This is a genomic window from Ensifer adhaerens (assembly GCF_002940685.1).
Classification (GTDB): domain Bacteria; phylum Pseudomonadota; class Alphaproteobacteria; order Rhizobiales; family Rhizobiaceae; genus Ensifer; species Ensifer adhaerens_E.
Genome location: NZ_PNFP01000004.1, coordinates 154864 through 176400 on the forward strand (window position 1 = coordinate 154864; position 21537 = coordinate 176400).

A 21537-nucleotide genomic window follows, 5' to 3' on the forward strand; every position below is an offset into this window, starting at 1 on the left:
ACAAAGGTGCTCTGATGGACAACCAGCCAGTGCCGATCAGAACAACCGCACTTCGCTTCGCACGGGCTGTCCGGATGCTGTTGACCTCCGAAGTCGGCGGCCGGGCCAGGTTGATGTTTGCCGGGCTCGTGGGCCTGCTCTTCGGCCTGAATGGGCTGAACGTCGTCAACAACTACGTCGGCCGAAATTTCATGACGGCGATCGCCGAGCGCCAGATGAACGAGTTCATCCGGCAAGCGGTTTTCTACGTCTGTGTCTTTGCGGTGCTCACCGTCACCGGCGTTATCGCACGTTTTGTCGAAGAACGACTGGCGCTGCTGTGGCGTGAATTCATGACGAGACGCGCCGTCGATCTCTATCTGGAGGATGAGACCTATTATCGCGTGGAAGTCTCGGGGACGCTAAGCAATCCGGACCAGCGAATATCCGAAGACATCCAGGCGTTCACCGTCACCACGCTCTCCTACATCATCATGCTGTTCAGCAGCACGCTGACGGTGGTGACGTTCTCAGGCGTGCTCTGGTCGATCAGCCCGCTGCTGTTTGCCGTCGCCGTTTTCTATGCCGCCTGCGGCTCGTACATGACGATCGTGCTGGGTCGCCCGCTGATCGGCCTGAACTATGAGCGGCTCGACAAGGAGGCGAACCTCCGATCCAGCCTCATGCACCTGCGCGAAAACGCAGAAGCGGTGATGGTGGCCGGCGTCGAAGGACAGCAGAAGACAAGATTGCTACATCGCCTCGACGCATTGGTCGTCAACATCCTGACGATTACTGCCGTCAACCGGAACCTGGCCTACTTTACCAGCGGCTATAACTGGATGATCCAGATCATCCCGGACTTGATCATCGCTCCGGCCTTCATGCGCGGCGAAATCGAATTCGGGGTGATTACCCAATCGGGTGCTGCCTTTGCGATGCTTGTCGGCGCATTCTCGCTGATCGTCCGGCAATTCAACTCGATCTCGAATTTCGCCGCCGTCGTTTCCCGGCTGAGCGCCTTGCTGGAGGCGATCGAGCAGAGCCGAAAACACAGCGTCTCCGGTATCGAGCTGGTGAAGCAAGATGGCGATCTGGTCTTCGACCAGGTGACGTTCGGATCAACGGGTGGACAGCCATTGCTTCGCGATCTGTCGCTCGCGCTCCCGACGGGAACGCCTGCGCTGATCTCAGGGCCGCACGCGGCTGCGGGTGCTGCCCTCTTCCGGGCAACCGCGGGAATTCCGACCGCTGGCACCGGGCGGATCGAGCGCCCGGAAAATCTGATGTTTCTGCCGCAGCGACCCTATCTGCCACCGGGTTCGGTGCGGCAATACCTTCTGCCACCTGAAAACTCCGACGGCATCTCCGATCGTCAGGTGCTCGAGGTCTTGCGCAGCCTCGGCCTCGATGGACTCGCCGACGGTGCCGAGGGACTGGAGAAGGAGCCGGACCGGGACATGTCCTTGCGCGACCAGCAACTGCTGGCGGTCGCGAAGGTGCTGCTCGCCCGTCCACGATATGTCTTTCTCGACCGGATCGAGGCAACGCTTGGTCGTGAAGCCTTCCGCAGCGCCCTGAGGCTTTTCTGTGAGAGTTCGATCACCTGCATCAACAACGGCGAGGAAGGCGATACGCGCGACCTTTACTGTGCCTTGCTGGATTGCCGGGAGGATGGCAGCTGGACGTGGACAGACGATCGGACTTGATCAGCCCTTAAAGCGCGTCGCGATCTTTCAGATTCGCTCCGTGCGCTTTAAGTTATTGATTTATCGCATGTCGTTATCGCAGAACCGCTGTGCACTTTTGCGCGACATGCTCCAAGTCACCGATCTCGGCGCCCCCTCAAGAGCGCCGTCCGACCGCATACCCGGCTTGAGCCATCGCCCGAGTGATCGATCGGAACGATCGAACTTACCGCGGAGCAACAATACCCTGGTAATAGTCGCCATCGCCGCCGACGACACGCGGCGGACCACCGGCGGTTTGCGAACAGGCGGCCAGCGTGGCGAGCGTGAGCAGCAATACGATCGTTCTCATGAAGTCGGTCCCCTTCTGGCCTGCGTTCCGGCTATGTCCTTGAGACTTGGGAGAATCTGCGGCGGAGCCGGTTGGAAAACAAGTACTAAAATGGTGGTATAACAAAAAGTATGATCGTTGAAGATGCAATCTGCATCGACCGCCGCCCGCTATGGGGCGGCAATCCGGACACGGTCAACAATGGATGAATGCGCCGCCTAGATCGGGTGCTGCCGGTTCGTCTGTTCGCGCTCTCTCCAGTACTGGAGCCGAAGTCGCGGCGCCATGATCCAGGCGATGAACGGCGTGATGAGGAAACAGCTGACGACCACGACCGGGATCGCATATTTCGCGTTGGCCGTCAGGGCCGGCACCGAGAGAACGATCAGGATCCCGATGGCGAACAGGATGGCATTGATCATCAAGCCGACCATGATCGCGAGTTGCAGGCGGACGGACATTTCGACCTCCCGAAGCTTCGGGGCGGTACGCCCCTTGAGCGTTTGTTTGCGCGGCTGATTGTAGCAGACTGCCTGGTTTCGCGAAATGGTGGAGCGCGCGTGGCCTCCCGCCCCTGTCGCGGGCGCAAATCTGCACTATGCTCTTAGGCGAGCGATTGAAGGTGCACGGGGTCAGGGCCGGCAAGGCTTGGCGCACGGTTTTCATCGATCCGCTCTCGTCTGAAGGAGATCGCATGACGAGCCCATACGAAACGCTCGGTGTCAGCCGCGACGCGACGCAGAAGGACATCCAGAGCGCCTATCGCAAGCTTGCCAAGAAGTTGCACCCGGACCTCAATCCGGGCGATAAGGGTGCCGAGGACCGCTTCAAGTCCGTTTCGGCGGCCTATGCCTTGCTTGGCGACGAAGACAAGCGCGGGAAATACGACCGCGGAGAGATCGACGAGACGGGTGCGGAAACCCCACCCCGGCACTATTATCGCGACTATGCCCAATCGGGGGATACGGGCGGACGGTACGAAAGCGCGCACGGCTTTTCCGATTTTGCCGAAGGCGACGATATCTTCTCCAGTTTCTTTTCGCGCCGCGCCGGCGGGCAGCAACGCCAGCGTGGTCGGGATGCGCATTTCTCGATGGAGATCGGTTTTCTCGATGCGGCCAACGGCACCAAGACGCAGATCAACCTGCCGGGCGGTGGTCCGGCGCTCGACCTCACCATTCCGCCCGGCACGCGCGACGGCCAGACCCTGAGGCTGCGCGGCAAGGGCGAGGCCGGCTTCAACGGCGCGCCGGCGGGCGATGCGCTGATCGACATTCGTGTCCGCCCTCACCCGCTGTTTTCAGCTGACGGCGACGATGTACGCTACGAGGTGCCGATCTCGCTCAGCGAGGCCGTGCTTGGCGGCAAGATCCGCGTTCCGACGATCGATGGCGCCGTCAACGTTACGATCCCGCCGCACTCAAACACTGGCAAGACGCTGCGTCTGAAGGGCAAGGGGCTCCACAAGACCGGCGGCGGCCATGGCGATGCCTATGTCAGCCTGAAGATCGTGCTGCCACAGGCGCCCGATCCGGCGCTTTCCGCCTTCGTCGAAGGCTGGGCTGCCGGAAAGGCGGAAGATCCGCGCAAGGGCATGGGAGGATAACCTATGAACGACCGTGAATTCTGCGAACATCTCGACATCGAGGTCAAGGTTCTGCGCATCTGGGTCGAGCAGCGCTGGCTGATGCCCCAGGAGGCGGAGGCCGGCTGGCTGTTCGAGGATGCCGATCTTGCACGCGCACGGCTGATCCAGGATCTGACGGGCCCCATGGGTGTCAATGACGACGGCGTCGACGTGGCCATGCGACTGCTCGACCAGGTCCACAGCCTGCGCGGCCGGCTGAGCGTGTTGATGAACGCCATACGCTCCCAGGAGCCGGCGGTTCAAAGGCTCATCCTGTCGAGCACCGAGGAGGATTAGACGACGACCGGTTCGTTCAGCAGTCCGATCGTTTCGGCGACGAACAGGGTGTCGACGAATTCCGTCAGATCGACGATCCGACCGTCTCGGAAGGTGAACTTGTCGATGATTTCCGTTCGCTCGCGGGCCTGCGTCGGGATGTATCGGACAAAGCCGGCGCGGTGGACGACGATGGTATCGCCATCGGCGAAACAGCCGAGCATCTCCATCTCGCTTAGATCCCAGTTCTCGACGAGTGCCGCGAAACTGCCGCGCACCGTTTCCGGTGTGTTGACCGCGAGCGCCATGGCACTGAGCCTGCCGGTACCGACGATGCGGAAGCTGAAGTCCGGATCGAGTTGCGCCATCATCGTGTCGAGATCGTTGACGTTGCGGGCGAGATAGAGGGCCCGCACCCTGGTTTCCAGCACGTTTCGCTCGGTCATAGCAGCCTCTCCGCTTCTATCTGGACGAGTGTGAGTGAACTTTAGCATTATTGCAAGTATAGGGTCCCGTTTCGAATTCTCTCGCCGCAAGTGCCAACAAATCAGCGGTCGTTAGGATTTTATTAAAAGGCAGGCGTCGGTTTTTACACGCCTGCAAGTGGAGTTGAGCGACAAGGATGGATTGACAACGGCAAGGCAGGAAAGACGTGACACAGGTCGTCACAGTATCCGCGACAACGGCGGCCTATGCAGCGGAAGCGCTGAAGCCGTCTGCGCGCGTGCGTGGCGACGGTCCGACCGATGAGGCCATCACGTTGCTTTCGACCAAGCGCACCGAACAACCGGCCCTGACGCCGGTGTCGATCCCGAAAACGAAGGGCGCCCTGCCCCTGAATTTCATGCTGACGACTGCGGATGGACGGCTGCCGGAGCGCTCGGAAGCGGAAGCCTTGCGCCGCTATCTGGAGTTCATGCGCGACGCAGACGACGACGGCTCCGAGAAGAGGGACGATGAAGGCCGGCAGGATGAACCGGCCGGCCAGGAGGATGAAAGCGACGCCGCCTGAGGCGGCACCGCGGTCACTCAATCAATGATGCTTCTGGCCGCCGGCCGCCTCGCCGCCCTTGGCCGAGCCGACCGGGAACGTCGCATCGACCTTGCCGGCCTTTTCGAAGGTAAGCGTAACCGGAACGGCATCGCCTTCCTTGAAGGGCGTCTTTACGTCCATGAACATCAGATGCAGGCCGCCGGCCTTGAGTTCGACCGTTTCGCCCGCCGGCAATGCAACGCCGTCATCGAGCTTGCGCATCCGCATGACGTCGTTTTCCATCTTCATTTCATGAATTTCGACGCGCGCAGCCGCGGCGCTTTCGACGGCCACGAGCCGGTCCTCACCGGCGCCGCCGTTCTTGATCGTCAGGAAGCCGCCACCGACCTTGGCGCCTGGCAGCATGGCCTTCACCGAGCCACCGGAGATATCGAGATCGCCGACCTTCGCCGAGCCGCCGGCTGCAGCCATATGGCCGGCGTGCGGATCGGCGGCATCGGCCATCGTCACAGTCACGGTCGGCGCCGGGCTTTTCAGGTCATGTGCGTTCTGGCCCTCGGCAGCAACCTGGTCCCAGACGACCTTACCTTCCGTGCCGCAAAGCTGCGTGGTCGGGAAGGCGAGCACTGTCTCCTTGTCGAAGCCCGAGACTTTGCCGCGCACGACGAAGGTGTCGTAGTATTCGTTGGGAAGATTGCCGCCCTTCCACCGGATCTCCAGTGGGCCGGACGAGACCTTCTTGCCGTGATTGTCATAGGTCTTCTGGTAATCGCCCTTGATGATCTCGATGTCCCAGCCGGGCTTCGGCTGCGGTTGGGCGAAGACGAAGCCTTCCGGCAGCTTGATCTGCACTTCGGTGGTCGCCTTGCCGTCGCAGCCATGCGGAACCTGCAGCACCGCCTTGAAGGTGGTCTCCACCGGCGCCGTGTCTTTCTCGAAGGTGGCATGGGCGTGGGCGATGCCGCTTGCAGCAAGGGTAAGGCCGAGCGAAAGCGAGGCGATTTTGATCTTGGTCATGTCGTAATCTCCTGACCACGTGCCGGAGCTTTGCCCGGTTTGCGGTGGTCCAAGCCGCTTGGACGCGGCAATTGTCATGGGAATGCGAGTGGAGAATTACGAACGCACCGGAGGCCCGTGCGAAGGCGGCAACAGCCGGAGTTGCCGATGCGGCGTCGCATTTTCAGCGACAACCGGCGAAACCTGCCATTCGCCCTTTTCGGCGCGAACGCTCTCGGTCGGTGGCGCCGGCAGGAGAATGGAGCCCGAAAGACGGCAGGCCTCGCAGACCGGAGCCATCGCCTGGCCCTTGCCACTGTCGTGGTCGACGCCGTCCATGCCGAAACAGATTTCGGCGACGGTTCCATCGGGTAGCTGATAGGCGGCGGCTTCGGCGGGGGGCAGCGTCTTGGCGACGAGCGGCTTGTGGGCAAAGGTGAGGAAAACGAGCGCAAATACGGCGATCAGCCGCATCGCTATCCCGAATTTGCCGTCGCGCCCTGTCATGGTTATCCCCGGTCTCTGTCCTTGGGTTATCCTCAACTGGAGAAGAATGCAAAGGCAGAATTGCCGCACCCGCTTTGGCTGCGTCTTATGGTCACGCGACAAAAATGTGTTTCAGCGCGACACCGCCCCCTTGCCAAGCTCCCGCCTTCGCCGTTATCTGGAGACGATCTTGTTGGGAGAAGCCGGTTCAAACCGGTGCCGAAGGAGCAACCGCCCCGGAAACTCTCAGGCCAAAGGACCAGCAAGGTGCCGGTAGGACTCTGGAGAGAAGCGTTTTTGCGCTCGCCGAAGGGATAACAATCTCAGGCAAAGGGACAGAGGGGGCTCGAATCGACGGCGATTGACGCCGGAAGTGTGAGCCGGCGCGGGAGCGCCTGACCTGGAGGCCGGATTTGGAAAACAATCCTCATTTGAAACATACGCCGCTGCATGCGCTGCACCTTTCTTTGGGCGCGCGCATGGTGCCCTTTGCCGGCTACGAGATGCCGGTGCAGTACCCCGACGGCGTGATGAAGGAACACCAGCACACCCGCGTCGCTGCCGGCCTCTTCGATGTCTCGCATATGGGTCAGGTCATCGTCCGGCCGAAGTCCGGCAAGATCGAGGATGCCGCACTGGCGCTCGAAAAGCTGGTACCGGTCGACGTGCTGGGCCTTGCCGAAGGACGCCAGCGTTATGGCCTCTTCACCAATGCCGAAGGCGGAATCCTCGACGACCTGATGATCACCAATCGCGGCGACCATCTCTTCCTCGTCGTCAACGCCGCCTGCAAGGACGCCGACTTCGAACTGCTGAAGGCTGGCCTTTCCGATACGTGCGATGTCACGATGCTCGATGACCGCGCGCTGATCGCGCTTCAGGGCCCGCACGCTGAAGCCGTGCTCGGCGAACTCTGGGCCGACGTTTCGGCCATGCGCTTCATGGACGTCGCCGAAGCCGATTTGCACGACGTCACCTGCATCATCTCGCGCTCGGGATATACCGGCGAGGACGGCTTCGAGATTTCCATTCCCGTCGCCTCCGCCGTCGATGTCACCCAGCGCCTGCTCGAACATCCCGATGTGAAGCCGATCGGTCTCGGTGCCCGCGATTCGTTGCGTCTCGAAGCCGGTCTTTGTCTCTATGGCAACGACATCGACACCACCACGACCCCGGTCGAAGGGGCACTCGAATGGGCACTGCAGAAGGCGCGCCGCGCCGGTGGCGCCCGCGAAGGCGGTTTCCCCGGTGCCGATCGTATCCTCGGCCAGTTCGCCGCTGGCGCCTCGCGCCGTCGCGTCGGGCTGAAGCCTGAGGGACGCGCGCCCGTTCGTGGCGGCGCCAATCTCTTTGCCGACCCCGAGGGCAAGACCCCGGTCGGCCAGGTAACCTCGGGCGGCTTCGGCCCCTCCGTCGATGGCCCGGTCGCCATGGGCTATGTCGATGCCGGCCACACCGAAAACGGCACCGCCCTTTTTGCGGAAGTGCGCGGCAAGTACCTGCCTGTCGCGGTCGCCGCCCTGCCCTTTGTCAAACAAACCTACAAACGCTGATCAGGAGAGAGCGAATATGTTGAAGTTCACTGAGGAACACGAGTGGCTGAAGATCGAAGCCGGTGTCGCAACCGTCGGCATCACCGAGCACGCCGCCGGCCAGCTGGGCGACCTCGTCTTCGTTGAATTGCCGGAAACCGGCTCGACCTTCTCGAAGGGCGATTCCGCCGCCACCGTCGAATCCGTCAAGGCGGCCTCCGACGTCTATTGTCCGCTTGACGGCGAAATCGTCGAAGTGAACCAGGCGATCGTCGACGACCCGTCGCTCGTCAACAGCGACCCGCAGGGTGCTGCCTGGTTCTTCAAGCTGAAGCTTGCCAACCCCAGCGAAGCCGACGCCCTTCTCGAGGAAGCGGCCTACAAGGAGCTCGTCGCCTGATGAGCATGCCCAAGGATTTCACCTTTACCGACTACAAGCCGTATGACTTCGCCAACCGGCGTCATATCGGCCCGTCGCCGGCCGAAATGGACGAGATGCTGAAGGTCGTCGGTTACCCCACGCTCGACGCACTCATCGACGACACGGTGCCGCCGTCGATCCGGCAGAAGACGCCGCTTGCCTGGGGCGCGCCGATGACCGAGCGCGAAGCGCTCGACAAGATGCGCGAAACTGCCAACCGCAACCAGAAGCTCGTCTCGCTGATCGGCCAGGGCTATTACGGCACGATCACGCCGCCGGTGATCCAGCGCAACATCCTGGAAAATCCGGCCTGGTACACGGCCTATACACCCTACCAGCCGGAAATCAGCCAGGGTCGCCTCGAAGCGCTGCTCAACTACCAGACCATGGTCTGCGACCTGACCGGCCTCGACGTTGCCAACGCGTCGCTGCTCGACGAGGCGACGGCTGCCGCCGAAGCGATGGCCATGGCCGAGCGCGTCTCGAAGTCGAAGGCCAAGGCCTTCTTCGTCGACGAAAACTGCCACCCGCAGACGATCGCTCTGCTCAAGACCCGCGCCGAGCCGCTCGGCTGGCAGATCGTCATCGGCAACCCCTTCACCGATCTCGATCCGGTCGACGTCTTCGGCGCGATCTTCCAGTATCCGGGCACCTACGGCCACGTGAACGATTTCACCGGCCTGATCGCCCGTCTGCACCAGACCGGCGCAATCGCAACGGTTGCGGCCGACCCGCTGGCGCTGGCGCTTCTGAAGTCGCCTGGCGAAATGGGCGCCGATATCGCCATCGGCTGCACCCAGCGCTTCGGCGTTCCGGTTGGCTATGGCGGTCCGCATGCCGCCTATATGGCCGTCAAGGACGTACACAAGCGCTCGATGCCCGGCCGTCTCGTCGGCGTCTCGGTCGATGCGCGCGGCAATCGCGCCTATCGCCTGTCGCTGCAGACCCGCGAACAGCATATCCGCCGCGAAAAGGCGACGTCGAACATCTGCACCGCACAGGTGCTGCTCGCCGTGATGGCCTCGATGTATGCCGTCTTCCATGGACCGAAGGGCATCAAGGCGATCGCCCAGAGCGTTCACCAGAAGACCGTTCGTCTCGCCATGGGCCTCGAGAAGCTCGGTTACACCGTGGAGCCGGGCGTGTTCTTCGACACGATCACCGTCGAAGTCGGCAAGCTGCAGGGCATCATCCTCAAGACTGCGGTCGCCGAGGAAGTGAACCTGCGCAAGATCGGCGAAACCAAGATCGGCATCAGCCTCGACGAGCGTTCGCGCCCCGTCACGCTCGAAGCCGTCTGGCGCGCCTTCGGTGGCGACTTCAAGGTTGAAGAGTTCGAGCCGGGTTACCGCCTGCCGGAGGCGCTGCTGCGCACCAGCGAGTACCTGACGCATCCGATCTTCCACATGAACCGCGCCGAAAGCGAGATGACGCGCTACATCCGCCGTCTGTCCGACCGCGACCTCGCGCTCGACCGTGCGATGATCCCGCTCGGCTCGTGCACGATGAAGCTCAACGCGACCGCGGAGATGCTGCCGATCACCTGGCCGGAATTCTCCGAGATCCATCCGTTCGTTCCGAAGGAACAGGCGGCCGGCTACCAGCACATGATCGAGGACCTGTCGGAAAAGCTCTGCGCCGTCACCGGCTATGACGCGATCTCGATGCAGCCGAACTCGGGTGCCCAGGGCGAATATGCCGGTCTCCTGACGATCCGGGCCTATCACCTGGCGCAGGGCAACGCCCATCGCGACGTCTGCCTGATCCCGACCTCGGCGCACGGCACCAACCCTGCCTCGGCCCAGATGGCCGGCATGAAGGTCGTCGTCGTCAAGGTCAGCGAAAACGGCGACATCGACATGGATGATTTCCGTGCAAAAGCCGAGCAGTACGCGGAAAACCTCTCCTGCTGCATGATCACCTATCCGTCGACCCACGGCGTGTTCGAAGAGAACGTGCGCGAAGTCTGCGAGATCGTGCACAAGCACGGTGGTCAGGTCTACATGGACGGCGCCAACATGAACGCCATGGTCGGCCTTGCCCGTCCCGGCGACATCGGCTCCGACGTCAGCCACCTGAACCTGCACAAGACCTTCTGCATCCCGCATGGCGGCGGCGGTCCGGGCATGGGCCCGATCGGCGTCAAGGCGCATCTGGCGCCGTACCTGCCCGGCCACCCGGAAACGGACGGCCAGGACGGTGCTGTGTCGGCGGCTCCCTTCGGTTCGGCTTCGATCCTGCCGATCTCCTGGAGCTACTGCCTGATGATGGGCGGCGAAGGCCTGACCCAGGCGACGAAGGTGGCGATCCTCAACGCCAACTACATCGCCGCGCGGCTGAAGGGCGCCTATGAGGTGCTCTACAAGTCGTCAAAGGGCCGTGTGGCGCATGAGTGCATCATCGACACCCGTCCGCTGGTCGAAAGCGCCGGCGTCACGGTTGACGACGTTGCCAAGCGCCTGATTGACTGCGGCTTCCACGCCCCGACCATGAGCTGGCCGGTTGCCGGCACGCTGATGATCGAGCCGACGGAATCCGAGACCAAGGCCGAGATCGACCGCTTCTGCGATGCGATGCTGGCAATCCGCGAGGAAGCCCGCGCCATCGAGGAAGGCCGGATGGACAAGGTCAACAACCCGCTGAAGAACGCTCCGCACACGGTCGAAGATCTGGTCGGCGATTGGGATCGTCCCTATTCGCGCGAACAGGCCTGCTTCCCGCCGGGCGCCTTCCGGGTCGACAAGTACTGGTCGCCGGTCAACCGCGTCGACAACGTCTATGGCGACCGCAATCTCGTCTGCACCTGCCCGCCGCTGGAAAGCTACGCGGAAGCTGCCGAGTAAAATCGCGAACCGGCGGGGCGCTTGTCCGCTCCGCCGGTTCCGAGCCGCAAGCGGCCTTTGTAATGACGTGGCCCGGCTGCGTCTCCTCACCAAACAACCTCTCAAGACATAGAAATTTCGGGGGCGCAGCCGTGCTCGCGCTATCGCCGCGTGCTCATGCCCGGCGGCAGGATCGCGCTTTCGACCCAGAAGCGGATGAAGGCCTCGGCAAAGTGGCGGTACTCGCCGACCGTGGAAGGCTTTGCGACATAGGCATTCGCGCCGGCACCGTAGCAGTGAAGCACGTCGGCAGGATTGATCGACGATGTCAGCACGATAATCGGGATGAGCGCCGTCGCGCGGCTCTTGCGCACGCGCCGGAGAAGCTCGATGCCGTCACTGCCGGGCAGCTTGATATCCATCAGGATGTAGTCGAAATGGCCGTGGCCGAGTTGCTCGACGGCCTGATCGGCGTCCGTGACCAGAATGATCTCGATGGCGTGGTCTACCTGAGCAAAGGCTCGCATTACGAAACGCGCGTCGTGCGCGTCGTCTTCCACCAAGAGCAATCGCTTTGGCGTCGAGACCACCTTGTTCCGCCCTATTTCGCCTTCCTCAGCCGCCTCGGAAGAAGCACGATGAAACGTGCGCCTTCACGAAAGGTTGTGTCAAGGCAGATTGAACCGTCATGGCTTTCGGCAATGCGTTTTGCGAGCGCCAGGCCGATACCGGTGCCGCCATAGACCGTTTCGTCCCTGTGCAGGCGTTGAAACACCTCGAAAATGCGCGTTGCAAAGCGCGGATCGATGCCGATGCCATTGTCCTCGACGGTGAGCTCCACGGTGTGGTCTGACACACTGCCGTCGATCCGGATCACCGGCGGTCGGTCGGCGTGGCGATACTTGATCGCATTGCCGACCAGGTTCTGGACGAGACGTCGCAGCAGCTCCGGATCACCCTCCACGTCCGGCAGCGCACCAACCTCGAACGTGGCATTGGCTTCGCGCGCGTCACTGGCAAGTATCGTCAGTGTCTCCGACACCACGTCGCCGAGCTTCACTTCCGTCCAGTCGGTGATGCGATGGGCGATCTGCGCGTAGTCGAGCAGGCTGTCGACCACCCGGTTCATCCGTCTGACACTGTCGCGCAGGTGACGGGCGTTGTCGGCAAGTTCGCTCGGATCCCCCGTCTTGATGTCGTCCTCGATCATCTCGGAGAACATCGAGATGTGCCTGAGCGGAGCCTTGAGGTCATGCGAGACCGTGGCGGTGAACTGATCGAGCGCTTCGTTCTTGTGCTCCAGTTCCTGTCGCTGCCGCTCGAGCGCCAGTTCGGCGCGCTTGAGGTCGGTGACATCGATGCGCGCGACAACCGTGTTGCCATCCTTTGTCCGGATGTTCTCCACCCTCAGCCAGCGGTCGTCGGCATAGCGGTAGATCTTCGGTTTTCCGTCCGGGTGGCGGAAATCGCGCAGCCGCGAGGCGATCCATTCGTCGCCTTCGCGTGTCCCCGGGATGGCGTCCGGGTAGTGCCCACCCTGCCGTGCAAGCAGCAGGATCTCTTCGGCTGTGATCCCCGGCTTCAGCGCCGGTCCGGCCGGGCCACAGATCGCCTGGTAGGCCTTGTTGTAGACGACCAGCCGCTCGTGGCGGTCGAAGATGGCAAAGCCCTCTGGCATGGCCTCGAGCGCTGCGTTCAGCATCCGGGACGCTTTCTCGCGCTCGCCGACGGCCTCGGTAAGATCCGAAATGTCTCTGATGATACCGATCAGCGCTAGCTCTTCGCCCTGATCGTCGATCAGGGGCGTCGTCCGCAGGTGGCCGGAGAAGGTTGAGCCGTCGCGCCTGACATAGAGATAGTTCGACGAACGGGGCGCGGTTTCGTCGACCCTCGCGGCGCGGTTCTTGAGCCGCTTGTCGTACTCGGCATCATTCGCATAGATCAGCCGAACCGACCTGCCGATGAAATCTTCGGCCGGGTAGCCGAACTGAACGAGGGCGGCATTGTTGGCGGAACGGATGATCCGCTCGGCGTCGATGATGATCACCGGATCGGGAAACGTCTCGTAGAGCGCCTTGAAGACGAGTTCCTCATCGAACGCCGCCATTGCCATAGTCTCCGTTCCAGCCCGGCCCCATCACAGCAGAAAAAAGGCCCGGCGAAAACCGGGCCGACCTCTTCGTCTGAACGAATGAAGGAAACTTAGTTAGCGCGCACCACCGCGTTGCCCTCGGCGGCCAGTGCCGCAAGGTCCGCCGGCTTCAGCTCGACCGATTCGCCGCAGCCGCAGGCGGACGTTTGGTTGGGGTTGTGGAATGTGAAGCCGGACCGCAATGTCGTGACCTCGAAATCCATCTGCGTGCCGAGCAGATAGAGCACGGCCTCGGGCGCGACCCAGACCTTGGCGCCCTGATGCTCGATCAGGTCGTCCTTCGAATTGGGTTCGGTTACGAGATCGACGGCGTATTCCATGCCGGCGCAACCGCCCTTCTTGATGCCGACACGAATGCCCTTGGCATCGGCGCCGGAATTCTCAACGATCGCGCGGACGCGGCCGGCTGCGGCATCGGTCAGGCTCATCACGGCAAAGCCCATCGGCTCATTCTCCTTGTCGTCACCGGGGTAAAGGCCCGGCGCCTTACAGAATCAAATGTAGTATCCGTGCCTTAACGGATCAATACGGGGGGCGCTCGATCAGTACCAGCCGACTGCGACCTGTGCTTCCTCCGACATGCGATCCGGCGTCCACGGCGGATCGAAGGTCATTTTAACCTCGACACCCGACACGCCCTCGACGGCGCCGACGGCATTTTCGACCCAGCCGGGCATCTCGCCGGCCACCGGGCAGCCCGGCGCGGTCAGCGTCATGTCGATCTTCACCATGCGGTCGTCTTCGATGTCGATCTTGTAGATGAGGCCGAGCTCGAAGATGTCGGCCGGGATTTCCGGGTCATAGACCGTCTTCAGCGCGGCTATGATGTCGTCGCTGAGGCGCGCAAGTTCCTCGGCCGGGATCGCCGAATGCACGATGCCCTCGCGGACGTCGACCTTTTCTTCCGTAGCATCAAGGCTCATGTCGGCCTCCTGGACTTTCTCTTGTGGTTCAGAAGATTAGGGTAAATCCTTGAACCTTTTGCAAACTTCCTAAGCGAAGAACTTTCGGGCGTGCTCCAGCGCATCCACCAGAGCATCGACTTCGGCCCGCGTGTTGTAGAGCCCGAAGGATGCACGGCATGTGGAGGTCACGCCGAAGCGTTTCAAGAGCGGCTGCGCGCAATGGGTGCCGGCGCGAACGGCGACACCGGCGCGGTCAATCACCATCGACACATCATGCGAATGAATGCCGGCAAGCTCGAAGGCGAAGATGCTGCCCTTGTCGGGAGCGTTGCCGAACACGCGCAGCGAATTGACCGTGGACAGGCGTTCGCGCGCATAGGCCGTCAGGTCGGCCTCATGCGCCTGGATGGCGGCGCGGCCAATCTTTTCCATGTAGTCGAGCGCATAGCCAAGGCCGATCGCCTGGACGATCGGCGGCGTGCCGGCCTCGAAGCGGTGTGGCGGGTCGTTGTAGGTGACATAGTCCTCGGTCACCACCTCGATCATCTCGCCGCCGCCGAGGAAGGGCTGCATTTCCTTCAGGCGGTCGGTCTTGCCGTAGAGCACGCCGACACCGGAGGGGCCGTAGAGCTTGTGGCCGGTCATCACATACCAGTCGCAGTCGATGTCCTGCACGTCGACAGGCATGTGCACGGCACCCTGGCTGCCGTCGACCAGAACCGGAATGCCGCGCTCGCGGGCGATGCGGCAGATCTCCTTGACCGGAACCACGGTTCCAAGCGCATTCGACATGTGGGTGATGGCGATGAGCTTGGTCTTGTCGGTCAGGCACTTGACGAAATCGTCGACGTTGAGCGCGCCGTCGTCGTCGACCGGGATCCAGACGAGCTTGGCGCCCTGGCGTTCGCGGATGAAGTGCCAGGGAACGATGTTGGAGTGGTGCTCCATGATCGAAAGCACGATCTCGTCGCCTTCCCCAAGCTTCGGCATGCCGTAGCCATAGGCGACCGTGTTGATCGCCTCGGTCGACGACTTGGTGAAGATGACATTGTCGACCGAAGGGGCGTTCAGAAAGCGGCGCACCTTCTCGCGTGCCGCCTCATAGGCTTCCGTCGCGGCATTCGACAGAAAATGCAGGCCGCGATGGACGTTGGCATATTCGTTGGAATAGGCATGGGAGATCGCGTCGATGACCACCTGTGGCTTCTGTGCCGATGCGCCGTTGTCGAGATAGACGAGCGGCTTGCCATAGACGGTTTTCGACAGGATCGGAAAATCCTTGCGGATCGTTTCGACGTCGTAGGCGGGCACCGGTACCGAGTGTTCCATGTCTTCAATCCAATTTCGCCACAGCGCCGCGCGTCCGTGCGGACGCGCTAAGCGCACTGCAACATGTTGAAGCGCTGCGCAATTTTACCCTCAAATCGATGCCGATTTAAGGAATTACGCAGGCAGCCCGTCAGGCGTGCTTGTCGAGCCAGGTCGAGATGACCTCTTCGAGGGACTCGACCAGCGCTTCGTGGTCTTCCAGCTCCTCGACGATCTCCGCGACGAAGGCATTGACGAGCATGGCCCGCGCCTTGTTCTCCGGAACGCCACGCGCCATCAGATAGAAGAGCTGCGTGTGGTCGATGTCGGCAACCGTCGCGCCGTGACCGCACTGCACGTCGTCGGCAAAGATCTCGAGTTCCGGCTTGGCCGACAGGTCGGCGTCGTCGGACAGAAGCAGCGTGTTGCACGCCATCTTCGCATCGGTCTTCTGCGCGTCCTTGGCGACCAGGATCTTGCCCTGGAACACGCCCTTGGCGCGGTCGAACACGACGTTGCGGATGATCTCCGTCGACGTGGTGTGCGGCACGTTGTGGCCGAGCGTGAAGGTCACGTCCGTATGGGTCTCGCCGCCGAGCAGGTTGATGCCGCGCAGCTTGAAATCCGCGCCCTCGCCGCTCGTCTTGCCGTGGATCTCCTGGCGCACCAGCTTGCCGCCGGCGTTGATCACGAAGAGATGCAGCTTGGCGTTCTTGCCGAGGTCGAAGCGGATCTGGCCGAGATGGGTATCGGCAGCACCCTGCTGCTGCAGGATGATCCAGACGACGTCGGCACCTTCGTCAAGCGTCACGTCGCTGACGGACGAAACGAAGCTCTCGCCGTCCTTGGTCGACAGATGCCGCTCAATCACGGTTGCCTTGGCATTGGCGCCGAAGGTGACCGGGAAGCGCGTATGGGCCTGGCCGAGGCTCTGCACCAGCTGGATTTCCAGCGGGTCTTCGAGCGTGGTTTCGGCTGCGACAGCGATTTCGAGGCCGCCGCGGACAAGGCCGCCATTGATGCGGCCGATCGCGTCGTCAAAGCCGAGCACGGCAAGGCCGGCGGCAGCCGAACCGTCAAGCAGGCTGTCGACGTAGGAACGGACCGTTACGCCTTGCGGCGGGTTGCCCTTGAGGTCGGCCTGGCCGTTGCGGATGGAGAGCACCGTCGAGCCCGGTACCAGCGCGTCGACACGGTCGGCGAAGGCTGTCGGGTCGGCGGCGGGAACGGCGCGCAGCAGCGTGCGCAGGTCGGTGTAGTGCCAGGATTCGACGCGGCGGGTCGGAAGGCCGGCCGTGCGCAATTCGTGCACCAACGTGTCACGAACCGAAAGCACGGAGCCGTCACCCGGCAGATCGCCGATCTGCGCGGTATAGGCGTCGACGAGCGCCGTCTCGGCAGCCGTCATCTTGATTGCCTGTTGCATATTCATTCGAACACTCCTTCAACAGGCGTCAGGCCGCGGCCTCGATGATATCCGCGTAGCCGTTGGCTTCGAGTTCGTGCGCCAGCGTCTTGTCGCCCGACTTGATCACCTGGCCCTTGTAGAGCACGTGCACCGTGTCCGGCACGATGTAGTCGAGCAGGCGCTGGTAGTGGGTGATGACGACGACGGCGCGGTCCGGCGAGCGAAGCGCGTTGACGCCATCGGCGACGATCTTCAGCGCGTCGATATCGAGGCCGGAGTCGGTTTCGTCGAGAACGCACAGCTTCGGCTGAAGCAGCGACATCTGCAGGATTTCGGCGCGCTTCTTCTCACCGCCGGAGAAACCGACATTGAGCGGACGGCGCAGCATTTCCGGAGCGATCTTGAGTTCGGCGGCCGCTTCCTTGACGCGACGCATGAATTCCGGCGTCGTCAGTTCATCTTCGCCGCGATACTTGCGCTGCTCGTTCATCGCCACCTTCAGGAACTGCATGGTGGCAACGCCAGGGATTTCGACCGGATACTGGAAGGCAAGGAAGATGCCCTTGGCCGCACGCTCGGACGCGTCGAGTTCCAGGATGCTCTCGCCGTTATAGAGGATGTCGCCTTCGGTGACTTCGTAGTCTTCGCGGCCCGACAGGATGTAGGACAGCGTCGACTTGCCGGAGCCGTTCGGGCCCATGATGGCGGCAACTTCGCCGGCCTTCACGGTGAGGTTCAGGCCACGGATGATTTCGGTGCCGTCTTCGGCGATGCGGGCGTGCAGGTTCTTGATTTCAAGCATTTCTATCGTCCTCTTGGGAAACGAACGTTTGTTCGCGCGCAAACTCGTGGTGCGCGCCATTCAATTTTCAGTCCAGTGCCTTAGCCGACCGAGCCTTCCAGCGAGATGCCGATCAGCTTCTGCGCTTCGACGGCGAACTCCATCGGCAGCTCCTGAATGACTTCCTTGACGAAGCCGTTGACGATCAGGGCGATCGCCGCTTCGGTCGGGATGCCGCGCTGCAGGCAGTAGAACAGCTGGTCCTCGGAAATCTTCGACGTCGTCGCCTCGTGCTCGAACTGTGCCGTCGAGTTCTTCGCCTCGATGTAAGGAACGGTGTGCGCACCGCACTTGTCGCCGATGAGCAGCGAATCGCACTGGGTGAAGTTGCGGGCGTTCTCAGCCTTGCGGTGGGCCGAAACCTGGCCGCGATAGGTGTTTTCCGAGACGCCTGCGGCAATACCCTTGGAGACGATGCGGCTCGACGTGTTCTTGCCGAGGTGGATCATCTTGGTGCCACTGTCGATCTGCTGATGGCCGTTGGAAACGGCGATCGAGTAGAACTCGCCGCGCGAACCGTCGCCGCGCAGGATGCAGGACGGATACTTCCAGGTGATCGCGGAGCCGGTTTCGACCTGCGTCCAGGAGATCTTGGAGTTCTTGCCACGGCAATCGCCACGCTTGGTGACGAAGTTGTAGATGCCGCCCTTGCCTTCCTTGTCGCCCGGATACCAGTTCTGCACCGTCGAATACTTGATCTCGGCGTCATCGAGCGCAACGAGTTCGACGACGGCAGCGTGTAGCTGGTTCTCGTCGCGCTGCGGCGCGGTGCAGCCTTCGAGATAGGACACGTAAGCACCATCTTCGGCGATGATCAGCGTGCGCTCGAACTGGCCGGTGTTCTTCTCGTTGATGCGGAAGTAGGTGGAGAGCTCCATCGGGCAACGAACGCCCTTCGGCACGAAGACGAAGGAGCCGTCGGTAAAGACCGCGGAGTTCAGCGTCGCGTAGTAGTTGTCGGTCGTCGGAACGACGGAGCCGAGATACTTCTTCACGAGATCGGGATGCTCGCGGATCGCCTCGGAGATCGACATGAAGATCACGCCGGCCTTCTTCAGCTCTTCCTTGAAGGTGGTGACGACCGAGACGCTGTCGAAGACGGCGTCGACGGCGATCTTCGACTTCTGCACGCCCGCGAGGATTTCCTGTTCCTTCAGCGGAATGCCGAGCTTTTCGTAGACCTTGAGGATCTCCGGATCGACTTCGTCGAGCGACTTCGGACCCGTCACGCCCTTGGGAGCGGCGTAATAGTAGATCTCGTTGAAGTCGATCTTCGGGTAGCTGACGCGCGCCCAGGTCGGCTCTTCGAGCGTCAGCCAGCGGCGATAGGCCTCAAGACGCCACTCGAGCATCCATTCCGGCTCGTTCTTCTTCTCGGAAATGAAGCGAATGATATCTTCCGAGAGACCCTTCGGGGCCTTCTCGACTTCGATGGTCGTCTCAAAACCGTATTTGTACTGGTCCACGTCGATCTGACGGACCTGATCGATGGTCTCCTGCACGGCAGGCATGTCGTTCTCCAATCTTGCCGGATCCAAGGTCCGGCAGCTTGTCAACACGATGCGCTCGGCGCACCGCTTATGTAATGGCTAAAAGGCGCTTTTCACCCTGTTTGCCAAGCGGAAAATTGCTTTTCCGCAATTTCGTCCTGTCCGGCCGTCTCAGGCCGCTTGCCCGGGCGCTCGTCTTCTTGCTGCTACCTTTGCAAAGACCGCTGCGCAACGTTCGATATCTGCCTGTGTCGTCGCCTCGCCGATCGAGATCCTGAGCGCACCCTGGCGCGGATCATAACCCATCGCCGTCAGCACGTGGCTTTGCCCGACCTTCCCGGACGAACAGGCGGAACCCGCCGACAGCGCCACGCCTTCGAGGTCGAAGGCGATCTGTCCCGTCTCGGCCTTCAGCCCAGGAAGCGTGAAGAAGATCGTGTTGCCAACGCGCGAAACGTCGCGGCCGTGAATGACAACGTCGTGAGCGGCTGCAAGCATCTCGGCTTCCAGCCTGTCGCGCAGCGCCGCAATCGCGCTCATCCGCTGGCCCACGCCTTCGCTCGCCTTTCTGGCGGCTGCGGCAAAGCCGGCAATCGCCACCGTGTTTTCCGTGCCCGACCGATGCCCCTTCTCCTGTCCGCCGCCGCGGATCAGCGGCACTGGCATCATCACCTCGCCGCGCGCCACCAGCGCGCCGACGCCCTTCGGGCCGCCGATCTTGTGCGAGGAGAGAATGAGGAAATCGCAACCGAGGTCTTCGATCGAAATCGGCACGCGGCCGGCGGCCTGCACCGCATCGACGACGAGAATGCCGCCATGGGCGCGCACGATCTCGGCGATCTCTGCGACCGGCTGGATGATGCCCGTCTCGTTGTTGACCAGCATGACGGCGACCATAGGCAAGCCAAGCTGGCGATCATGCGCCGCCAGCAGGTCCTGCAGCGCCGAGATCTCGACGACGCCGTTCGACGTGACCGGGATTTCGCTCAGCGCCTCGCGGGCAAAACGTCCGCCTTCGCGCACGGCCGGATGCTCGATTGACGAGGCATAAAGCCTGCCGATCTTCAGCGGCGTGCGGCCCATGCGGAAATCGGGTGTCAGCACCAGATTGGCGGCTTCCGTTGCACCGCTGGTAAAGGTGACGCTGGCAGCTTTCGCACCGCAAAGTGCAGCCACGTCGCGGCGGGCGTTTTCGATGAGCGTGCGTAGCGCGCGGCCCTCGCCATGGACGGACGAAGGGTTGCCGACGAGGTCGAGCGTCGACAGGCAGGCCTCGCGCGCTTCGGGAAGAAGCGGCGCCGTGGCGTTCCAGTCCATATAGATGCGCGAACCCGACATGATTTCCTTCGCTAGATCAACAGGCCGCAAGCCGGCAACCTCTGGCGATGCATTTTCCTTGAATTTTCCGCGCCGCTTGTCCTATGAGACGAAGCACAAGGCGGAATGCCCGCACAGAAGTTTTGAACGGTTCTAAACTAGGTTTTAGAAAAGCTGACTGCTTTCGTCAAGACTGATCGCGATCTGAACCCAAGATTCGAACCAGGAACACTCCCGGAGAGCCAATGCCCGAAATCATCTTCAACGGACCCGCTGGCCGCCTCGAAGGCCGCTATCAGCCTTCGAAGCAGAAGAGCGCGCCGATCGCCATCATCCTGCACCCGCATCCGCAGTTCGGCGGCACGATGAACAACCAGATCGTCTACCAGCTCTTCTACATGTTTCAGAAGCGCGGCTTCACCACGCTGCGGTTCAATTTCCGCGGCATCGGCCGCAGCCAGGGCGAGTTCGACCACGGCGCCGGCGAACTCTCGGATGCGGCCTCCGCGCTCGACTGGGTGCAGAGCCTGCATCCGGATTCCAAGAGCTGCTGGGTTGCCGGCTATTCCTTCGGCGCCTGGATCGGCATGCAGCTCCTGATGCGCCGCCCGGAAATCGAAGGCTTCATGGCGGTCGCACCGCAGCCGAACATCTACGATTTCTCGTTCCTGGCACCCTGCCCGTCCTCGGGCCTGATCATCAACGGCGATTCCGACAAGGTCGCGCCGGAGAAGGACGTCAACGGTCTCGTCGAGAAGCTGAAGGCCCAGAAGGGCATTCTGATCACCCACCGCACCGTGCCCGGCGCCAACCACTTCTTCAACGGCCAGGTCGAAGGCCTGATGACGGAATGCGAGGACTACCTCGACCGTCGCCTCAACGGCGAACTGACGCCGGAGCCGGCCGCCAAGCGTATTCGCTGAAAACCCGGCCAAGTACAGGAGCGCCGCGTACCCTTCGGGTG

Annotated in this window: 22 protein-coding genes and 1 riboswitch; of the genes, 8 read left to right on the forward strand and 14 right to left on the reverse strand. The window is 62.2% G+C overall.

Annotated features, from left to right (window positions below; translation table 11 throughout):
- Positions 1-14: 14 nt before the first annotated feature.
- Positions 15-1688: an ABC transporter ATP-binding protein/permease gene (locus C1A35_RS09350; protein ID WP_104664060.1), complete on the forward strand. Its 1674-nt coding sequence runs from the start codon at positions 15-17 to the stop codon at positions 1686-1688.
- A 205-nt stretch (positions 1689-1893) separates the two neighbouring features.
- Here the strand turns inward: C1A35_RS09350 and C1A35_RS37085 are convergent, their stop codons facing one another.
- Both C1A35_RS37085 and C1A35_RS09355 read right to left on the reverse strand, forming a co-directional pair.
- Positions 1894-2019, reverse strand: a complete 126-nt coding sequence (locus C1A35_RS37085; RefSeq protein WP_256364280.1) for a hypothetical protein — start codon at positions 2017-2019, stop codon at positions 1894-1896.
- Between the two features lie 197 nt (positions 2020-2216).
- On the reverse strand, positions 2217-2459 hold the full coding sequence (locus C1A35_RS09355) for a hypothetical protein (protein ID WP_104664061.1): 243 nt from the start codon (positions 2457-2459) through the stop codon (positions 2217-2219).
- Positions 2460-2692: 233 nt separating this feature from the next.
- On the opposite strand from C1A35_RS09355, the gene C1A35_RS09360 reads away from it, so the two are divergent.
- Positions 2693-3604 carry a DnaJ C-terminal domain-containing protein gene (locus C1A35_RS09360; RefSeq protein ID WP_104664364.1) on the forward strand — a complete coding sequence of 304 codons (912 nt, stop codon included), beginning with the start codon at positions 2693-2695 and terminating at the stop codon, positions 3602-3604.
- A 3-nt stretch (positions 3605-3607) separates the two neighbouring features.
- Positions 3608-3922 carry a chaperone modulator CbpM gene (locus C1A35_RS09365; RefSeq protein ID WP_104664062.1) on the forward strand — a complete coding sequence of 105 codons (315 nt, stop codon included), beginning with the start codon at positions 3608-3610 and terminating at the stop codon, positions 3920-3922.
- Here the strand turns inward: C1A35_RS09365 and C1A35_RS09370 are convergent.
- On the reverse strand, positions 3919-4347 hold the full coding sequence (locus tag C1A35_RS09370; protein WP_104664063.1) for a nuclear transport factor 2 family protein: 429 nt from the start codon (positions 4345-4347) through the stop codon (positions 3919-3921). The genes C1A35_RS09365 and C1A35_RS09370 overlap by 4 nt on opposite strands.
- Before the next feature lie 206 nt (positions 4348-4553).
- On the opposite strand from C1A35_RS09370, the gene C1A35_RS09375 reads away from it, so the two are divergent.
- On the forward strand, positions 4554-4913 hold the full coding sequence (locus C1A35_RS09375; protein WP_104664064.1) for a hypothetical protein: 360 nt from the start codon (positions 4554-4556) through the stop codon (positions 4911-4913).
- A gap of 21 nt (positions 4914-4934) precedes the next feature.
- Here C1A35_RS09375 and C1A35_RS09380 read toward each other — a convergent pair whose 3' ends face one another.
- Complete coding sequence (locus C1A35_RS09380) at positions 4935-5912, reverse strand: DUF1775 domain-containing protein (RefSeq protein WP_104664065.1); 978 nt, start codon at positions 5910-5912, stop codon at positions 4935-4937.
- Positions 5913-6008: 96 nt separating this feature from the next.
- Positions 6009-6398: a hypothetical protein gene (locus tag C1A35_RS09385; RefSeq protein ID WP_104664066.1), complete on the reverse strand. Its 390-nt coding sequence runs from the start codon at positions 6396-6398 to the stop codon at positions 6009-6011.
- A 163-nt stretch (positions 6399-6561) separates the two neighbouring features.
- Positions 6562-6649: riboswitch (glycine riboswitch) on the forward strand.
- A gap of 141 nt (positions 6650-6790) precedes the next feature.
- Here C1A35_RS09385 and gcvT point away from each other — a divergent pair.
- From gcvT to gcvP, 3 genes are read left to right on the forward strand one after another with little or no spacing between them, the layout of a single operon-like run.
- Positions 6791-7930 (forward strand): glycine cleavage system aminomethyltransferase GcvT, encoded by a 1140-nt coding sequence (gcvT, locus tag C1A35_RS09390; RefSeq protein WP_104664067.1) that lies wholly within the window; start codon positions 6791-6793, stop codon positions 7928-7930.
- Positions 7931-7946: 16 nt separating this feature from the next.
- A complete protein-coding gene (gcvH, locus tag C1A35_RS09395; RefSeq protein ID WP_065777164.1) occupies positions 7947-8309 on the forward strand; it encodes a glycine cleavage system protein GcvH in 363 nt (120 codons plus the stop codon).
- Entirely contained in the window at positions 8309-11173 is a 2865-nt protein-coding gene (gene gcvP / locus C1A35_RS09400) for an aminomethyl-transferring glycine dehydrogenase (RefSeq protein ID WP_104664068.1), read from the forward strand. Before gcvH ends, gcvP begins: the two co-directional genes overlap by 1 nt.
- A gap of 140 nt (positions 11174-11313) precedes the next feature.
- On the opposite strand, the gene C1A35_RS09405 is transcribed toward gcvP, so the two are convergent.
- From C1A35_RS09405 to C1A35_RS09445, 9 genes are all read right to left on the reverse strand, one after another.
- Positions 11314-11742, reverse strand: coding sequence for a response regulator (locus tag C1A35_RS09405; protein WP_337441993.1), 429 nt, complete (start codon positions 11740-11742; stop codon positions 11314-11316).
- 11 nt (positions 11743-11753) lie between these two features.
- Positions 11754-13259 (reverse strand): sensor histidine kinase, encoded by a 1506-nt coding sequence (locus C1A35_RS09410; RefSeq protein ID WP_158665030.1) that lies wholly within the window; start codon positions 13257-13259, stop codon positions 11754-11756.
- Between the two features lie 95 nt (positions 13260-13354).
- Positions 13355-13747 carry a Fe-S cluster assembly scaffold SufA gene (gene sufA / locus C1A35_RS09415; protein WP_104664071.1) on the reverse strand — a complete coding sequence of 131 codons (393 nt, stop codon included), beginning with the start codon at positions 13745-13747 and terminating at the stop codon, positions 13355-13357.
- 99 nt (positions 13748-13846) lie between these two features.
- Positions 13847-14227 carry an SUF system Fe-S cluster assembly protein gene (locus tag C1A35_RS09420; RefSeq protein ID WP_104664072.1) on the reverse strand — a complete coding sequence of 127 codons (381 nt, stop codon included), beginning with the start codon at positions 14225-14227 and terminating at the stop codon, positions 13847-13849.
- Between the two features lie 69 nt (positions 14228-14296).
- The gene (locus C1A35_RS09425; protein WP_104664073.1) at positions 14297-15538 is read right to left on the reverse strand and encodes a cysteine desulfurase; all 1242 of its coding nucleotides are present in this window, start codon (positions 15536-15538) and stop codon (positions 14297-14299) included.
- A gap of 130 nt (positions 15539-15668) precedes the next feature.
- On the reverse strand, positions 15669-16949 hold the full coding sequence (gene sufD, locus C1A35_RS09430; RefSeq protein WP_104664074.1) for a Fe-S cluster assembly protein SufD: 1281 nt from the start codon (positions 16947-16949) through the stop codon (positions 15669-15671).
- 22 nt (positions 16950-16971) lie between these two features.
- Positions 16972-17727, reverse strand: a complete 756-nt coding sequence (gene sufC / locus C1A35_RS09435) for a Fe-S cluster assembly ATPase SufC (RefSeq protein WP_034794631.1) — start codon at positions 17725-17727, stop codon at positions 16972-16974.
- An 80-nt stretch (positions 17728-17807) separates the two neighbouring features.
- Positions 17808-19277 carry a Fe-S cluster assembly protein SufB gene (sufB, locus tag C1A35_RS09440; protein WP_104664075.1) on the reverse strand — a complete coding sequence of 490 codons (1470 nt, stop codon included), beginning with the start codon at positions 19275-19277 and terminating at the stop codon, positions 17808-17810.
- Positions 19278-19427: 150 nt separating this feature from the next.
- Positions 19428-20594, reverse strand: a complete 1167-nt coding sequence (locus C1A35_RS09445) for a cysteine desulfurase family protein (protein WP_104664076.1) — start codon at positions 20592-20594, stop codon at positions 19428-19430.
- Positions 20595-20818: 224 nt separating this feature from the next.
- Between C1A35_RS09445 and C1A35_RS09450 the strand changes: the two genes are divergently transcribed.
- Complete coding sequence (locus C1A35_RS09450; protein WP_065777154.1) at positions 20819-21496, forward strand: alpha/beta hydrolase; 678 nt, start codon at positions 20819-20821, stop codon at positions 21494-21496.
- Positions 21497-21537: the final 41 nt, after the last annotated feature.